General features: G+C 38.4%; 17 protein-coding genes. 6 read left to right on the top strand and 11 right to left on the bottom strand.

Going from position 1 to position 15444, the window contains the following annotated elements; genetic code table 11:
* The first annotated feature begins 196 nt into the window (after nt 1-196).
* Complete coding sequence (locus OK414_RS06525) at nt 197-1060, top strand: mechanosensitive ion channel family protein (RefSeq protein ID WP_016763429.1); 864 nt, start codon at nt 197-199, stop codon at nt 1058-1060.
* A gap of 36 nt (nt 1061-1096) precedes the next feature.
* Here the strand turns inward: OK414_RS06525 and OK414_RS06520 are convergent, their stop codons facing one another.
* The 6 genes from OK414_RS06520 to OK414_RS06495 form a co-directional block, all read right to left on the bottom strand.
* Entirely contained in the window at nt 1097-1342 is a 246-nt protein-coding gene (locus OK414_RS06520) for a YkuS family protein (protein ID WP_013056040.1), read from the bottom strand.
* Nucleotides 1343-1398: 56 nt separating this feature from the next.
* Nucleotides 1399-2526 (bottom strand): N-acetyldiaminopimelate deacetylase, encoded by a 1128-nt coding sequence (locus OK414_RS06515; RefSeq protein ID WP_016763428.1) that lies wholly within the window; start codon nt 2524-2526, stop codon nt 1399-1401.
* 144 nt (nt 2527-2670) lie between these two features.
* Nucleotides 2671-3390 (bottom strand): 2,3,4,5-tetrahydropyridine-2,6-dicarboxylate N-acetyltransferase, encoded by a 720-nt coding sequence (dapD, locus tag OK414_RS06510; RefSeq protein WP_013082280.1) that lies wholly within the window; start codon nt 3388-3390, stop codon nt 2671-2673.
* Between the two features lie 129 nt (nt 3391-3519).
* Nucleotides 3520-4398, bottom strand: a complete 879-nt coding sequence (locus tag OK414_RS06505; protein WP_013056037.1) for a LysR family transcriptional regulator — start codon at nt 4396-4398, stop codon at nt 3520-3522.
* A 99-nt stretch (nt 4399-4497) separates the two neighbouring features.
* Nucleotides 4498-4953 (bottom strand): cyclic-di-AMP-binding protein CbpB, encoded by a 456-nt coding sequence (gene cbpB / locus OK414_RS06500; protein WP_013082279.1) that lies wholly within the window; start codon nt 4951-4953, stop codon nt 4498-4500.
* Between the two features lie 382 nt (nt 4954-5335).
* Nucleotides 5336-5572, bottom strand: coding sequence for a YkuJ family protein (locus OK414_RS06495; protein ID WP_013056035.1), 237 nt, complete (start codon nt 5570-5572; stop codon nt 5336-5338).
* Nucleotides 5573-5852: 280 nt separating this feature from the next.
* On the opposite strand from OK414_RS06495, the gene OK414_RS06490 reads away from it, so the two are divergent.
* The gene (locus OK414_RS06490) at nt 5853-6089 is read left to right on the top strand and encodes a glutaredoxin domain-containing protein (RefSeq protein ID WP_013056034.1); all 237 of its coding nucleotides are present in this window, start codon (nt 5853-5855) and stop codon (nt 6087-6089) included.
* Between the two features lie 29 nt (nt 6090-6118).
* On the opposite strand, the gene OK414_RS06485 is transcribed toward OK414_RS06490, so the two are convergent.
* The 3 genes from OK414_RS06485 to fadH form a co-directional block, all read right to left on the bottom strand.
* The gene (locus OK414_RS06485; protein WP_034653485.1) at nt 6119-6601 is read right to left on the bottom strand and encodes a DUF3993 domain-containing protein; all 483 of its coding nucleotides are present in this window, start codon (nt 6599-6601) and stop codon (nt 6119-6121) included.
* A 156-nt stretch (nt 6602-6757) separates the two neighbouring features.
* Nucleotides 6758-7969 carry an EAL domain-containing protein gene (locus tag OK414_RS06480; protein ID WP_013056032.1) on the bottom strand — a complete coding sequence of 404 codons (1212 nt, stop codon included), beginning with the start codon at nt 7967-7969 and terminating at the stop codon, nt 6758-6760.
* A gap of 105 nt (nt 7970-8074) precedes the next feature.
* A complete protein-coding gene (fadH, locus tag OK414_RS06475; protein ID WP_016763424.1) occupies nt 8075-8839 on the bottom strand; it encodes a 2,4-dienoyl-CoA reductase in 765 nt (254 codons plus the stop codon).
* A gap of 171 nt (nt 8840-9010) precedes the next feature.
* On the opposite strand from fadH, the gene OK414_RS06470 reads away from it, so the two are divergent.
* Both OK414_RS06470 and OK414_RS06465 read left to right on the top strand, forming a co-directional pair.
* Nucleotides 9011-9877 (top strand): metallophosphoesterase, encoded by an 867-nt coding sequence (locus OK414_RS06470; RefSeq protein ID WP_016763423.1) that lies wholly within the window; start codon nt 9011-9013, stop codon nt 9875-9877.
* 145 nt (nt 9878-10022) lie between these two features.
* Nucleotides 10023-10316, top strand: coding sequence for a hypothetical protein (locus OK414_RS06465; protein ID WP_013082274.1), 294 nt, complete (start codon nt 10023-10025; stop codon nt 10314-10316).
* A 39-nt stretch (nt 10317-10355) separates the two neighbouring features.
* On the opposite strand, the gene OK414_RS06460 is transcribed toward OK414_RS06465, so the two are convergent.
* Together OK414_RS06460 and OK414_RS06455 are read right to left on the bottom strand one after the other, a co-directional pair.
* Nucleotides 10356-12479: an RNA degradosome polyphosphate kinase gene (locus OK414_RS06460; RefSeq protein WP_034653488.1), complete on the bottom strand. Its 2124-nt coding sequence runs from the start codon at nt 12477-12479 to the stop codon at nt 10356-10358.
* A gap of 73 nt (nt 12480-12552) precedes the next feature.
* On the bottom strand, nt 12553-14079 hold the full coding sequence (locus OK414_RS06455; protein WP_263045431.1) for a Ppx/GppA family phosphatase: 1527 nt from the start codon (nt 14077-14079) through the stop codon (nt 12553-12555).
* 109 nt (nt 14080-14188) lie between these two features.
* On the opposite strand from OK414_RS06455, the gene OK414_RS06450 reads away from it, so the two are divergent.
* Nucleotides 14189-14701, top strand: a complete 513-nt coding sequence (locus tag OK414_RS06450; RefSeq protein WP_034653493.1) for a L,D-transpeptidase family protein — start codon at nt 14189-14191, stop codon at nt 14699-14701.
* A gap of 254 nt (nt 14702-14955) precedes the next feature.
* Nucleotides 14956-15423, top strand: a complete 468-nt coding sequence (locus OK414_RS06445; protein WP_013056025.1) for a YkyB family protein — start codon at nt 14956-14958, stop codon at nt 15421-15423.
* Nucleotides 15424-15444: the final 21 nt, after the last annotated feature.

Here is a 15444-nt window from a genome sequence, read left to right as displayed (position 1 = left end):
GCCCGCCTTTAGGGCAAATTAAACCCTGACTTCAGCAAAAAAATGCTATAAAAGGGTTGCATTTATTTACCTTCTCAGTTTAGCATGTCTAATATCGGGAATAAACAAATGTGCTCATACTCTTACAAAATATTTTCCAGAGAATAAATTCCCACTTATTAATATTGAAACAGAACATAGGAAGGATGAACAATTAATGTTTAAGATGCAAGACATCAACTGGGAACAGCTTCTTACCAATGCTGGAGTTATTGTGTTAAAACTCATTGCCATTACCATTGTGTTTTTACTTGTACGAGCAATTGGTAAAAAAGTTATTGAACGTTCCTTTGAAAAAATGAGTGAGCGCGAAAATGCTACGCGCGGACGTATGCTCACACTCAAAAGTTTAACCGTTAATGTGTTTTCATATGTACTTATTTTTATTTTTGTCGTCATGCTGCTTGAAGCAGTAAATATCCACGCCACAGCTTTATTAGCTGGTGCCGGAGTTGTTGGCCTAGCAATCGGGTTCGGTGCTCAAGGACTGGTTAGCGACGTTGTAACAGGTTTCTTTTTGCTTCTTGAAAAACAGCTTGATGTTGACGACTATGTCACAACCGGAAGTTTTTCAGGAATTGTCGAATCAGTAGGTCTTCGTACTACTCAAATTCGCGGATTTGATGGAACTCTACACTATGTGCCTAACCGTGAAATTACAAGTTTAAGCAATCATTCCCGGGGCAATATGCGTGCGTTGATTGATATTGGCATTTCGTATGATGATGATATTGACAAAGCTATTTCCGTACTAGAAAAAGTATGCGAGCGCGTTGCTGCAACAAATGAAAACATTGTAGAAGGCCCAAACGTGATAGGAGTTCAAGGCCTAGGCGCATCGGACGTTGTGCTTCGTGTAGTTGGCAAAGCTAAAAACGGTGAACAGTGGGGAGTTGAACGTCAGCTTCGCAAAGAGTTTAAAGAAGCGTTTGACGCAAACGGTATTGATATTCCGTTCCCTCATCAAGTAAATATTGATAAAAAGCAGCCTGAAGATGCCAAGCAGCCTCAGCATGCATAAAAAATAGCCGAAGGATTTATATCCTTCGGCTTTCTTTTATCCTTGTACCTTGTTGCCTACTTGCTGACAAATTTCTTCTGCTGTTAATCCGCTAGCTGTAATAACTGAGCCTTGCGTTACTGCATCAGAAATCCCCATTACGTTTGAATCCTGTCCTGTTACAACACAGCAATCGCACCCTTGTGCATCACTTTCGTTGCGTAATTGTACCACTTCGTGTCCGAGCTGCTGAAGTGCAGCCTGTACATCTGTTAAACCGTATTCTACACCAATTCGTGCCATCGTTGCCCACCTCCTCATGGTATTAATTTAGCCATAAGGAAAAATGATTATACGATTTATTGATTGCCTTTATGTTCAAAATATTTTGTAATAAGTGAAATCGCAATGTCTATTGCGCCTTCATGAGGCTGCAGCTTTGCATGATGAAGCCCATATTCAGACTGAACGCCAAGCCAAAACATAAATCCAGGAATATCTTTTAGCATATAGCCAAAATCTTCTCCCGTCATTGCTTCTTTGCACTCAATCACATCCACGTTCGTTTGCGCTTTGGCAAATTCCATGAACTCTCGCGTGACTTCATGGTGATTATATACTTGATGATACATACAGCCATAATCAATGGCTGTTTCACACTGATACCCCACTTCTACTCCTTTAACAATCGCTTCAATTCGTTCTTTAACACGCGTCATTGATTCAGGAGATAGCGTGCGAATGGTTCCTTCTATGCGAGCTCGCTCCGCAATAATATTTTGAACCGTCCCGCCTTGAATTTTTCCTACTGTAATTACAGCGCTGTCTAGCGGATCAACGTTGCGAGCAACAATAGTTTGAAGCTGTGAAACGAGCTGACATGCAGCAACTACCATATCATTTGTTGTATGTGGATAAGCAGCATGGCCACCTTTTCCTTTTAAATCAATAAATAGCTCAGACGTGTTAGCAAATAGCAACCCTTCCTTCAGCGCAATCGACCCAACCGGATATTCAGGCGCTACGTGAAGGGCGAAGATGAAATCTGGAAGCCATTCTTTCATGATATCGCTTTGGAGCATTGGCTGTGCTCCTCCTGGCCCCTCTTCTGCAGGTTGAAAGATAAACAGTACATTATCTTTGATTTCATGCTGAGCAAAGTAAGTCAGTACGCCTAGCCCAATGGCCATATGCATATCATGTCCGCAGGCATGCATAAGTCCTTCATGCTGTGATTGAAAAGAATAATTCGTTTCTTCCGTGATAGGAAGCCCGTCAATATCTGCTCGGTAGCCTATTGTTTTAGTTGGATTTTTACCATGTACTTTAACAAAGAGTCCTGTTTTCCACGTCTTTACTTCTAAGCGCTCTTGCGGAAGAGTTTTAATATAATCAAGCAAAAAACGCTGTGTTTTCACCTCTTGAAACCCTAATTCAGGAATTTTATGTAGCTCTCTTCTTATTTTCACAAATTCATTTTCAGCCATGTGTATGTCCTCCTCACGAAATAAAGAAGAAAGCGTGGTTGCCCACGCTTCCAACTTGTCCCTATGATACGTTCAAGGATTCAGTATCCCAATCGCTAAAACCTATTAATTCAGCAAAGAAAAAGCGCAAACCGATTGTTTTTCTTATTCTTCGTTTAATTGACGCAATTCTTGCTTGATTTCTGTTTTAGACTTTGTTTTTTCGTCAATTTCTTTAATAACGCGAGCCGGCGTACCTGCTACTACTGTGTAAGGAGCTACATCTTCTACCACAATTGCACCTGCAGCAACTACGGCACCTTTACCTACTGTTACACCTTCAAGAACAACAGCATTAGCACCGATTACTACATCATCTTCTACTACAACTGGTTTTGCAGAAGGTGGCTCAATAACACCAGCTAATACAGAACCTGCACCGATGTGACAGTTTTTACCTACTGTTGCACGACCACCAAGTACTACGTTCATGTCGATCATTGTTCCTTCACCGATCACCGAGCCGATGTTAATAGATGCACCCATCATAATAACAGCGTTGTCCCCGATTTCAACTTGATCGCGAATAATAGCGCCTGGCTCAATACGAGCTTTAATTCCTTTCATATCTAATAAAGGAATCGCAGAGTTGCGGCGATCGTTTTCAATTACGTAGTCTTCAATTTTTCCTTCGTTTGCTTCAATAGCAGCTTTGATTTCTTTCCATTCGCCAAATACTACACCTGTGTTTCCCGTTACGAATGTTTTAGAAGATGAACCAAAGTCAATTCCTTCTACTTCACCTTTTACGTAAACTTTTACCGGTGTTGATTTTGTGCTGTTTTGAATAAATGAGATAATCTCATTAGCATCCATCATTTTCATTATGTATTCCTCCTAAGTAAGCAATGTCTCATTTAATGTAACAAAATGCTTTCACAATGACAAGCATCATTATCGTTTTAATAAAAAGATAACGATTGCAAATAAAAAAAGCGAGCATCTAGGCTCGCTTTAGACCGTTTCTCTTACATATTCACGTACAATATCAACAAATGCTCGAACTTGCTTCAGCTTAAACGCTGATTCATATCCAACTAAAGAAGTGTCTCGCGTAATTGGCTCTCCATTTGCTTTCAGAAGCGGCGTCCGGTGAATATGGCTTCCAGCTTCTTTAATAGCAATCGATGGTAAAATAGCGAAGCCAAGACCATTTAAAGCCATTTGCTTACACGTCTCAATCTGATCCACTACAATCGTACGCTTCGGTGTAGTATGAAACTCTCGATGCCACCATTCTAAAATTTCTTGATAATACGTTGAGTCACTTTTAAATTGAATAAATGGTCGATGAGTATTTACTACTTCCGCTGCCCTTTCAATTTCTGAATCAACTAGGTAAAGAGGATCTGTAAACAAATGTTCTTTGACACCTTTCCAATCCGGATTTCCGCGTATGATTCCAATATGTACCTCATCTTCGTACAGATAGCGAAGCATTTCACTGCTCCATCCGGTTACAAGAGAGATTTTAGCATGTGGGTAACGATCCATATAGCGTTTTAACACCGCCGGCAGCCAGTGCTGTCCAATAATCGAAGCCACCGCTAATTTGAGTGTACCATATACCTCATTATCTAAATGATGCAAGTCCTCACGAACCCGATCTTCTTTTTCTACCACTTCTTTTGCAAATTGAACAATCTTTTCTCCAGCAGGCGTTAATGACAGTCCTTTTTGCGAACGAATGAAGATTTGTGTATCCCATGCTTTTTCAATGGTTTGCAGCCTCTGTGATAAAGCTGGTTGTGATACAAATAATCTCTCTGCAGCTTTTCTCATATTTAATTCTTGAGCTAATACAACGAGCATTCGACATTCTATTAATTGCATTCAGTTATTCCTTTCAAGCCTCTTTTTACTTTCATTTTACCTTTATCATATAAGAAAAAAACGGAGAAAGATAGGCTGAAACACGATTTCTTAAAAAAATTATTGAAATAACTCTTTCGGGAGAATGATGGACTGCCTTCTTAATGACTTTAACAAATTTCTTCGTGTTAAAATCCCTTCAAAAATGCCATCTTCATTCTCTACGCACAAAAAAGGATGGTTAATCATGGCATTTATGACTTTTAATACGGATTTTTTCATGGAGACACGAGGAACATTTTGATTCATAACTTCTTCTACTTTCATGGTTTCTAATCGTTCAAATTCAATGCGCTTTAATCCTAAAATCGAATCTAAAATAAGCGTCATACTCACGAACCCCTGCAGCTGAAACCTTGGATTTAATACGGGAATGGACGTATAGCCAGTCTTTGTTAACACAAGCAAAGCATGTTCTAAATTATTTCCCACTTGAACATGAGCAACTTTATCAGAAGTGACAAGCAAATCTCGAAGTTCAATTTGATTTAACTGATTGTGATCAATATCAATCATTTATACATTCTCCTTCCATTTCTCATAACTTCCACGTGTGTAAAGAGAAAAAGAACAAGCTACAAAATGAAAATAGCTTGCTTACGTAAATGCGAATCTTTAAGAGGGAATAGAAACAGACCCAATCGATGTTCTCCCTTATATGTTAAGTCTAGATTTTTTTAAAACAAGTGTCAACGAAAGTTCATAATTATCTGAATTTTTTATTTTGATTTTTTTACAGCATTCGACCCGTTCCTTCTATTTATCAGAAAATCCGCTATCACTTTGTCGATATTTCTCGGGAAAATAGGGCGGAAGCCACCGCAAAAACTCCATACGCAGTAACAAAAAAATACCGCAAAGTATAAAATCCTTTGCGGCATTCGTTTTGCTTTATCCCTTAATGAATAAGTTCAAAAATTTCAATTGCAATCATATCAACGTTATCAAATTGATAAACGGCTGGCTTTTCACCATCTTGATATACTTCAAGTTCGTATGTTTCAGTTTTTGCATGATATTTCACGCTGCAAATTCTTTTTCCCTCTACTTCGAAGAAGCGTTGTGGCGCTTCACTTCCACTTGCTTGCTCACGGAGATTCACAAGACGAGTTAAAATACCTTGTAATTGTGACATATAATCTCTCCTTTCACCTATTACATCATTACGCATTCGACTTTTCTACAATATCAATTCAAATAAATACGTTATCTAAACTAATACTTAAAAGACACCATTTCACTATATGCCACATACTAAAAAAACACAAGTACTTTACGTGATTTTTCATAAGAAAATGCCTTATTATAGCGATATATGTCGTTTTTTATTATAATAACATAGCGATATACTATGTATCATACAAAACTTCATTCTACTTTAACACCATTCATTTTAATATAGGGAGGTGCTTTCATTGAGATCTATAGAGTTGTACACACAACCAGCTTGCCCACCTTGCGAAATTGTTAAACAGTTTTTACAGCATCATCACGTTTCCTATAAAGAATTTGACGTATCTAAAGATGCTTCTGCTCGAAAACGAATGACTACTGAGTTAGAGTCTTATTCCACTCCGACCATTCGTGTTGACCAGGAAATTATCAGAGGATTTGACCTTCAAGCGCTTGAGAAGCTTCTTAACATCGGATAACAGAAACACTCAAAATAAGCTTTCCTCGGCTATTTTGAGTGTTTCTTACTATATATAAACTTTTGCACTTTCCATTTCCCCTGTTTTTTTACTAACGTGATCATTTCGTAATGATCTTGGTATTTTACCCGTTCATTATGCACAGCCGGAAAAAATTGATAGACATAAGCTTTGTTTTGGTCGGAATGAAGAGCTACCTTCGTCTGTTCATCAAAAGAAAAGAAAGGGATGTAATGTGTTAAATATTCAGGTCCCTCTCCGACATACCCTTGAGCTTTTTGTAAGAGAGCCTCATTAAAAAACACAGATGCATACTCATCATCTAAAAACAATTTCAGCTCACGAACAGCGTCTTGATTAGTATGGGCAGACGCAGCTCTTAGCTGAGCCTGATAAGCGTCCTGCAAATTTATAAAGATTTCATGCCTAATCTCTCCTGATACTTCTGCATGAACAGATTTTCCTGAGTACAAGACAATCAGCAAAAAGACAAGTAAGCATATTTTCTTCAAATTAAATCAGCTCCTTAACTTCTTTTTTATTAGAATTCCGAAATTTTCCCTGCCTATGCATATCCCTATAACCGACTGTCGTTCTCCTTTAAAAAAACATAAAAAACCGGCAACCACTTTTGCTGGTTGCCGGTTTAACTTCAACTTATTTATTCTCTACAAAACGTCTCTTTCGTATAAAAAAGAATATGAAATATCAAGGAATATATAGTGCATATTATCAATTGGATACGAAAAAGTTCGGATATTCTCACCTGTTTCAATATCATTATACAAATCTGATAATATGCCTTTTTTTTCATAGCTCATTCGAATAATATTCTCAAGAAAATATGGGCGCCAGCTCCAATTTTTCTTTACATATTCAGGTTCAAGAATCCAATCCTCGTTTTTCTTTACATAGTTAGAAGACTTTTGAAATCCATTTTCATCGCAGATGTAAAGGCGAAAACACACGTTGGATAGTTCTTCTGCAATAACAGGCAGCATATCGTCATACGTTTCTAACTTTCTGCACTTTGTCATTACCTGCTGCATTTTATCTTGAAAACGTTCTGTCAGCTGGTAAACAGCAAGCAGCTTTTTCTTTTCGTGAGCGATATACATTTCAAAACGTTCCTTTAGTTTATCCTTTAAGATGTTGGGATCGACAAGTTCAGCAGCCGGCTTATGTAAATAATAACCTTGAAAATACCTGCCTCCGTTTCTCCATGCATATTGCAGCTGATAGGAGGCTTCTATATCTTCGTATAGAAGCGTAGCACCCATTTTTCTTGCTAACAGAGATAAAGAATACAATACGTCTTGATACGACTGCGCCATGTCCGTTTGTCTCAGAATATGTAAATCTACTTTTAAGATATCTGGTGAAAGCAACCCAATCCTGTCTAGATTACTACTTTCTTTTCCTATATTATCAATTGCAATCTTAATACCATATGTTTGATAATACTTTAGTAAGTGTTGAAGTGATTCCAAATCTCCACTAAAATTGTGTTCTGTAATTTCGAGAACAATTCGATCAAGCGATAATCCTTTATTTTCGAAAAGTTGCAATAATTCCAGCAAGGATTCTCCATGATCGTTCATTAATAAATTAGGGTTCTGATTAATAAAAATTAAAAATTGTTCTTCCTGGGTCAACATATGCTCGAGCGCTTGTGTTAAAACAGCATAATCAACTTCTATGCGATATTCATCCGGAATCGCATCATCATGAAAGAATGGGCCGAGACTTTCAATTTCCCCTTCATTTTGAAACCTCGCCAACACTTCATAGCCAATTACTCTATGTCCATCTGCACTAAAAATTGCTTGATAATACGGAAGAGTTTTTTCTATGTTTGTTAATACATCTAACGGGTCCACTCAACTCTCCCCTCTCCTTGTTCACTTTACGTTAGTATAATACGAATAGCATAATTTTGCTAGTCCTTCTCGGATTGCTTTGTACTTTTTAGTGCGTATCCAAACTTAAAAAGGATGCTGATTTAGCCACTGTCCCCCGTCCATTGTAATGCATTCCCCATTGATATAAGACGCTTCATCGGAGAATAAGAAACTAGCTAATCCTGCTATTTCCTCAGGAGTTCCAAGGCGTCCTAATGGTACAGAATCCAATGTACGCGCTTTCATTTTTTCTGACTCAAATAATTTATCGGCTCCTCCTGTTCGCTCGATCGGCCCCGGTGCAATCGCATTTACTCGTATACCATATTTCTTCCCCCACTCTACTGCGAGCGTGCGCGTCATGGTTAAAACTCCTGACTTGGCACAAGCTGAATGAATAACACCTGCTCCTGCGTTCCAGGCATATGTAGCTACAATGTTTGTAATGGCCCCTTTTGCGCCTTTATTGATCCAATATTTTCCTACTGCGGAACTGCAATAAAATGTACCATTTAATACGATATTAATTACGCTGTTCCATCCGTTAATGGATAAGTCTTCAGCTGCACATATAAAATTGCCTGCAGCATTGTTAACTAAAAAATCAATTTGTCCAAATGCCTTGTCCGTTTCTTGAACCATGCGCTCCACATCTTCTGGATTGCGTACATCCATCACCACTGAAAGTACCTGTCCATCAAACGTTTTAATTTCATTTTCTGTCTCTTGTAATCGATCGGCTGATCTACCTGTAATTACCACATGAGCACCTTGTTCTGCAAATCGCTTCGCCATATGTTTTCCCATGCCACTTGAACCGCCAGTAACAATTACGACCTTGTTCTTCAATTTATATTCCTCCCCAAAACATAAGTGTTGTACAACTATCATTTTACTATTTTTTCTGAATAAAGTGAAACTTTTATCTATTTAACTTAAAAGCAGACTTCTCGTTGTGAGGATAAAAAAAACAATGCTATAATTAAAACTTGAAAACTATAAGGAATAGGTTGATTTTGCATGAAAAAGACGTATACAAGACGATCTTTTTTGAAAGGACTAGCGTCTATTTCGTTAGGGTCTTTGCTCACCACGTCTTTTGGGTATACATATGCCAAATATATTGAGCCTAGACGTCTGCAAATTGTTCGTCATACAATTACTTCTAAAAATATTCCGAAAAGCTTTAACGGAATAAAAATTTTACAATTTAGTGATATTCATCTTGGACTCTCTTATGATTTATTACAACTAGAACAGCTTATGGTGACCATAAATAATTTGAAGCCTACTATTATATTATTTACCGGAGATTTAATGGATGTACCTAATGAATACCCACATCCAGAAAGAATTCCCCCGATTTTACAGAGGCTTCAGGCTCCTCTTGGAAAGTATGCCATATATGGTAACCATGATCACGGAGGATATGGAACAAATATCTATAAACAAGCCATTGAAGACGCAGGATTTAGACTTTTAGTAAATGAAGTTGACACGGTATTCATGCCTGATAAAAGCTACATTCATATTTGTGGACTCGATGATATTATGCTTGGGAATCCACAATATGAAGGAACACTAGGGCAATTACAGCCGGATATTTTTTCTATTGCTATGATTCATGAACCTGACGTTGCTGTCAAAGCAGCTCCTTTTCCAGTGGATCTTCAGCTCTCCGGCCATAGTCATGGAGGCCAAATTCAAATTCCTTTTTACGGTCCTTTGATTACACCGCCCTTTGGGACGGTTTACCCTGAAGGAATGTACGAAGTTGGAGATTCTAAAATGAAGCTTTATGTGAATAGAGGCTTAGGAACCACTCGCATTCCTTTTCGTTTTTTAGCTACGCCTGAAATTACGCTTTTCACCCTGCAATCAACATAAAAACGCCCTTACAGGGCGTTTTTATGTTGATTGTCTTTTTTTAGCTGATCATGACCGCCTAATTCTAGTCTTAAAGAAATAAACCAGGCTCAAAAACTTCTGTTCAGCCATACACTACAAAGACAACTGACAAGGAGGTTAAAATATGTACTATCAATATCCCTATACAGGATATCGTAATATTCCAAATGGCGACGAGCGCTTTTTTGGATTTCCTTTTGTTGCTGGCTTAGCTGGTGGGCTGCTTGGCGGACTAGCTGTTGGCGGTTTTGGAGGCAGACCTGGGTGCTGTCCACCACCTTATCCTTATCCAGTTCCGTTTTACGGCGGTGGATTTCCTGGAGGAGGCTACCCTGGTGCCGGCTATGGAGGCGGTGCTCCTGTTTATAACACATACTACGGACCTGGATACGGTCCTGTTGGTCCCATTCCTAGATAATAACATGACTAAAAAGCCGAGCACTCGGCTTTTTTTATGTTATTCTTGATCGTCGCAAAGAGCATATTGACAAAAAATCTCTTGACTATTAATAGAGAGCTCATGGTCTTTTTTTATGACGTAATGATAATTCCCTTCTTGGTCTTGTTCTCGTGCTTTTACATTATCAGCAAGCATAACTTCAAGCCACTTCCACACTTTTTTTTTCAAATGTGTATCCAAGATAGGAAATAAAATTTCTACTCGTTTCACCATATTTCTTGTCATCATATCTGCAGATGAAAAGAAAAACTTTTCCTGTTTATTATGATGAAAATAATAGATTCGGCTATGCTCTAAAAATCGTCCGACAATGCTTCTTACTCTTATATTCTCGCTAACGCCTTGAATTTGAGGGCGCAAGCAGCACGCTCCTCTAACAATGAGTTCGATTGTCACACCAGCTATAGAAGCTTCATATAGCTTCATAATTAAAATTTTATCCGTCAATGAGTTCATTTTCCCAATGATTCTTCCATTGCCATACCGTCTATGATAATGGATTTCCTGATCAATGAGGTGCAAAAAATCATTTCTTATATCAAATGGTGCAACGGATAAATGATGATATACTGGTTTTTGCGTATAGCCACTTAAGTAATTAAAAAAATTGGCCGCATCTATCCCGATGTTTCGGTTGACAGTAAAAAGACTTATATCCGTATAGATCTTTGCTGTGGCATCGTTGTAATTCCCAGTACCAAGATGAACAAACCGTTTAATATGCTCTCCTTCTCTTCTCACCACGAGCGTAATTTTACCATGCGTTTTTAAATGCGTCATTCCATATATCACGTGGCACCCTGCCCGCTCTAGCTCTTTAGCCCATTGCACATTATTCTCTTCATCAAACCTCGCTTTTAGTTCAACTAGTACCGTCACTTGTTTACCTTTTGCAGCCGCTCGTTTTAATGCTTTAATAACGGGAGAATCTCCGCTTACCCTGTATAACGTTTGCTTAATAGCAAGCACATTTTCATCGTCTGCTGCACCGTTAACAAAATCGAGTACCGGCTTAAACGATTCATAAGGATGGTGAAGCAAAATATCTCTTTGAATCATTTGATCGAAAATATTTTGATCCGGGTGTAACTCTGTTGTAAGCTTAGGAATAAAGGCTTTTTCAGCCAACTCTTCATGCGTAGATTTAAGTAATCTATAAAACGAAAATAAACTGGTTAAATCCAGCTGTCCTTCGATCTCATACACATCTTCATCGTCAATTTCAAGTACTGACTTTAAATACGCTAGTACACCCTGATCATATGGACTCTTAATCTCAAGACGAACAGCCGCTCCCCATTTTCGCTTCTGCAATTCTTCTTCAATTTCTTTTAGTAAATCTTGAGCGTCTTCTTCGTGAATAGTCATATCTGCGTTGCGGGTAATTCGAAATTGAGAAACGGAAGAAACGCGATATCCCTTAAACAACTTCTTAATAAAATAGGCAATCACATCCTCTAGCAATACAAATAGACGGGTAGAATCTGATGTGGCTATTTCAATGTAGCGCGTTAGCATCGAAGGTACTTGAACGATAGCTAGCCTTCCTTTTATTTCAGCAATTTGCTGCTCATCATTTAAATTTTCTGAAAGGACGACTGCTAAGTTCAAGCTTTTATTCATCAACATAGGAAACGGCCGGTAGGTATCAATAGCCATAGGAGTTAATACGGGAAAGATTTGCTCGTCAAAATACTGTTCAAGCTTATCTAGATTTGATTTCTCCAGCTTTTCAACCGCAATGATTTCCACGCCGTATTTCTGTAATTCGGGAAGAAGTGTATGAATATACGTATCATACTGCTGCTTGATTAGATCGTGGTTTTGTTTGGAGATAGAAAATAGCTGCTGTTTAGGAGTTAAGCCTGCTTTGTTTTCAGGTTTGCTAAATCCAGCTTTCACTTGATCTTTTAATCCGGCTACCCGAATCATAAAAAACTCATCCAAATTTGAACTGAAAATTCCTAGAAATCTAAACCGCTCAAGCAAAGGGTTTTTCGTATCTACTGCTTCTTCCAGCACCCGCTTGTTAAAAGCCAGCCAGCTCAATTCACGATTATTGTAATAAGCTGAATCAGCCACTTGTATGGTTTGCTTATAAGTGCGATTACTTTCTAACATTAGCCTCACCTTCCAGGATAATGGATTTAATCTAGTTAGCTATACTGAATATTCTAACCGATTCAGCGTTATTCTAAAGCTTAGCAAATTCAAGAACAATATTTTTTTCCACTACTTTTTCTAGATGCTTTTTCTGTTTTTCAGCCTGATATTGTTCAGGACGAAAGGTTTTTGTACATAATAGTTTAATCGTAACTGTGTTTTCATCGCTTTTCATGTCAATATGTTGAATAATATTTCGCTTTGTTGCATGTAAACCGTCAGCTATTTTTAAAACCGCACCGAGCAGCTGGACTTTTTTTTGTTCTTTTTTTGTTAACCACTTTTTAAAAGGAGCAACATATTGCCTAAAAGAAGACTTCCCTTTATATGAAGAAACAAGTGCCAGCTTTAAACGTTCTTTATGTGAAATTCCATCGATTGTACGATTAGCAAGCACATAAAACGTATGCTGGCTGCTTGATTCCGCATCAATATACTCTCCTATATCATACACTTGGGCAGCTTTTATAAGAAGCGCTAAGTCATCCTCTTTTAAATCAACTGGTCCCTGCTCCTTAAGATGCTGAAAAATCATAATAGCTGTGCGGGTAAGCTGTTTGACATAATCTTTATTTATTTCAAACTCTTCCATTATTTCTTGAAAACTTTGCTGTATGACATCGGGGTACATTGGCTGGATATTAGCATCAGACGCTTCCTTAAATAACACCCCTTCTCTTAAGCCTTTGCGACTTAAGATGAAGCGAGTCGCGTTGACTGTTTCATATAATGATTGAAATACTTCAATCGCTGGCAAAATTGTATCCGCACGATCTTTTGACAAGCGGTCTAGCTTTTGAAGATTGTGATAAGACAATGAGCCTATAGCGGATTTCACATGCAATATATCAGCTAAATTCATTTCATATTGATGCAGCCCGGCGAGAGGATAGTGGATAAAACCTTGATGCACTTGCACCATACTTCTTGCACTTCCTCCAATTGCCACAATCGGAACTTGGCGATTTAAAAGCCACGGGACAGCATGGAAATACCGGATCAGGAAATCGCGGATTTTTACTTTTTCTTCTGCAGTGGGAATATTGCCTTTGACGAACTGCAGACGCAGAGATAAGGCACCGAACGGAAAGCTGTGGTACTGCACTAACTCTCGATTGCGAAAATACGTAACTTCCGTACTTCCCCCACCAATGTCAATTGTAATGGCTTCTTCGATCGAAGTAGAATGAATAACGGCAACAAAGCCGTAATATGCTTCTTCATATTCAGACAATAGTTGAATAGAAAAGCCCGTTTCTTTTTTTACAAGCTCTAGAACTTCTTTTGCATTAGCCGCTTGACGAATGGTAGCTGTGGCCACACAGGTAACGTGCGGCAGCTGCTGATGCTTGATAATAACTCCAAACGTTTTAAGCGTATCAAGCAAGGTATATATTCCTTTAGCCGTTAACATTCCTTCTTTACTTAAATAATTTCGAAGCCGTGCAGCTACTTTCACGTTTTCAACTTGCTTAAATCCTCTGCCTTTTTTGTATTCATAAATAACAAGGCGTATCGTATTTGAGCCTATATCAATCAGTCCATGTTTATAAGTCAATGTAATTTCAACACCTTTTTCAAAATAACTTTATGCTCACAAAGGTCACTTTTACTTTTTTCAACCGTATACTGTTACAACATAGTCATATATCAAAGGAGCGAAGTTAATGAGATATATAGTAAAGCGCGGTGAAACCTGGCAAAGCGTTTCAGGTGACTACCGGACTCCGGTTGAAGATCTGTGGATGGCTAATCCTTTTGTAAGCCATAGTACGCTGAAGCCTGGGCAAGTAATCATCATTCCAAACCTCCCTGATAAAGAGCTCATTCCTTACACGATCCACGTGTTTATTGCTGAAAAGCAGCTTGAATTACGAAGAAATAATATCATACAAAAAGTCTATCCCATTGCAGCAGGAAAAATGCTGAGCACAACCCCTACTGGAGACTTTGTTATCGTTAACCGGGAGCCAAACCCCGGGGGGCCTTTTGGCACAATGTGGCTAAGCTTGTCTAAAAAGTCATATGGCATTCACGGAACAAATGATCCAAGTTCTATTGGAAAAGCCGTATCCAAAGGATGCATTCGCATGTATAATGCCCAAGTAAATGAGCTAGCTCAAATTGTGCCAAATGGGACTGGTGTTTATATTCGACCTTCTCGACGAATGGCTCAATAGTTCGGGATTTACTAATCAATGATGGTTTAACTGTGGGAGCAGCATTTTTTTAAAATAGAAAGTATGGCGTGCTGTTCCACTTTACTTGTATAAGGAAGCGTAACAAAACAAACCCTATACATAGGAAATTTCATTAATTACCAAAATACTTCTTCGTGTAATTATTTTCAAATGGGACAAGACACGCTATAATGAACGTATCAGCTTTCACCTTATAGGTTGAACAGCTGATATGATAGAAAGGGAGTGAACGTATGTCTCAAGCAAATGGACAAGGCTCTTTGACCCCGTCTGTATCTGAGATTGCACAAGCTATTTTCACTGTAAATCGTCACGCAAAAGCTGCTCCTGATCCTAAGCAGTTATATACGTTAAAGAAAATTGCATTAGATCAACTAATTTTAGAAGGAAAAGCCAAAAAAGAAGGACTTCACTTTTCGCCAAACCCTGGTAAAAGTCAACAAAAATCAGATGTACTTGTATCAGTTGGAGACTACTTTTTCCATATGCCTCCAAAGAAAGAAGACTTCAAAGAGTTATCACACCTCGGCCATTTAAACCATCAGTATCGAAATCCCAAAACGACTATGTCATTATCTTATGCGAAGCGCTTATTATCTAAATATACGGGTCATCTCGTACAGCCGGCGAAAAGCCCTGTTTCGACTCCAAGAAAACGGCAAGCACCTGTGTTTAAACCGCTGGGTAAAAGTTATTTTTAAAAAAGTGCCTGAAGTGGAGCA

The sequence above is a fragment of the Priestia sp. JV24 genome (assembly GCF_025910025.1).
GTDB lineage: Bacteria > Bacillota > Bacilli > Bacillales > Bacillaceae_H > Priestia > Priestia megaterium.
The sequence above is the reverse complement of the archived record's forward strand: the minus strand, read 5'-3'. Positions and strand labels throughout refer to the sequence as shown.

Bases quoted from the DNA above. Each gene is read 5' to 3' on its own strand.
- OK414_RS06525 (WP_016763429.1), top strand. From the start codon at position 197: ATGTTTAAGATGCAAGACATCAACTGGGAACAGCTTCTTACCAATGCT.
- OK414_RS06520 (WP_013056040.1), bottom strand. From the start codon at position 1,342: ATGGCACGAATTGGTGTAGAATACGGTTTAACAGATGTACAGGCTGCA.
- OK414_RS06515 (WP_016763428.1), bottom strand. From the start codon at position 2,526: ATGGCTGAAAATGAATTTGTGAAAATAAGAAGAGAGCTACATAAAATT.
- dapD (WP_013082280.1), bottom strand. From the start codon at position 3,390: ATGAAAATGATGGATGCTAATGAGATTATCTCATTTATTCAAAACAGC.
- OK414_RS06505 (WP_013056037.1), bottom strand. From the start codon at position 4,398: ATGCAATTAATAGAATGTCGAATGCTCGTTGTATTAGCTCAAGAATTA.
- cbpB (WP_013082279.1), bottom strand. From the start codon at position 4,953: ATGATTGATATTGATCACAATCAGTTAAATCAAATTGAACTTCGAGAT.
- OK414_RS06495 (WP_013056035.1), bottom strand. From the start codon at position 5,572: ATGTCACAATTACAAGGTATTTTAACTCGTCTTGTGAATCTCCGTGAG.
- OK414_RS06470 (WP_016763423.1), top strand. From the start codon at position 9,011: ATGAAAAAGACGTATACAAGACGATCTTTTTTGAAAGGACTAGCGTCT.
- OK414_RS06465 (WP_013082274.1), top strand. From the start codon at position 10,023: ATGTACTATCAATATCCCTATACAGGATATCGTAATATTCCAAATGGC.
- OK414_RS06460 (WP_034653488.1), bottom strand. From the start codon at position 12,479: ATGTTAGAAAGTAATCGCACTTATAAGCAAACCATACAAGTGGCTGAT.
- OK414_RS06450 (WP_034653493.1), top strand. From the start codon at position 14,189: ATGAGATATATAGTAAAGCGCGGTGAAACCTGGCAAAGCGTTTCAGGT.
- OK414_RS06445 (WP_013056025.1), top strand. From the start codon at position 14,956: ATGTCTCAAGCAAATGGACAAGGCTCTTTGACCCCGTCTGTATCTGAG.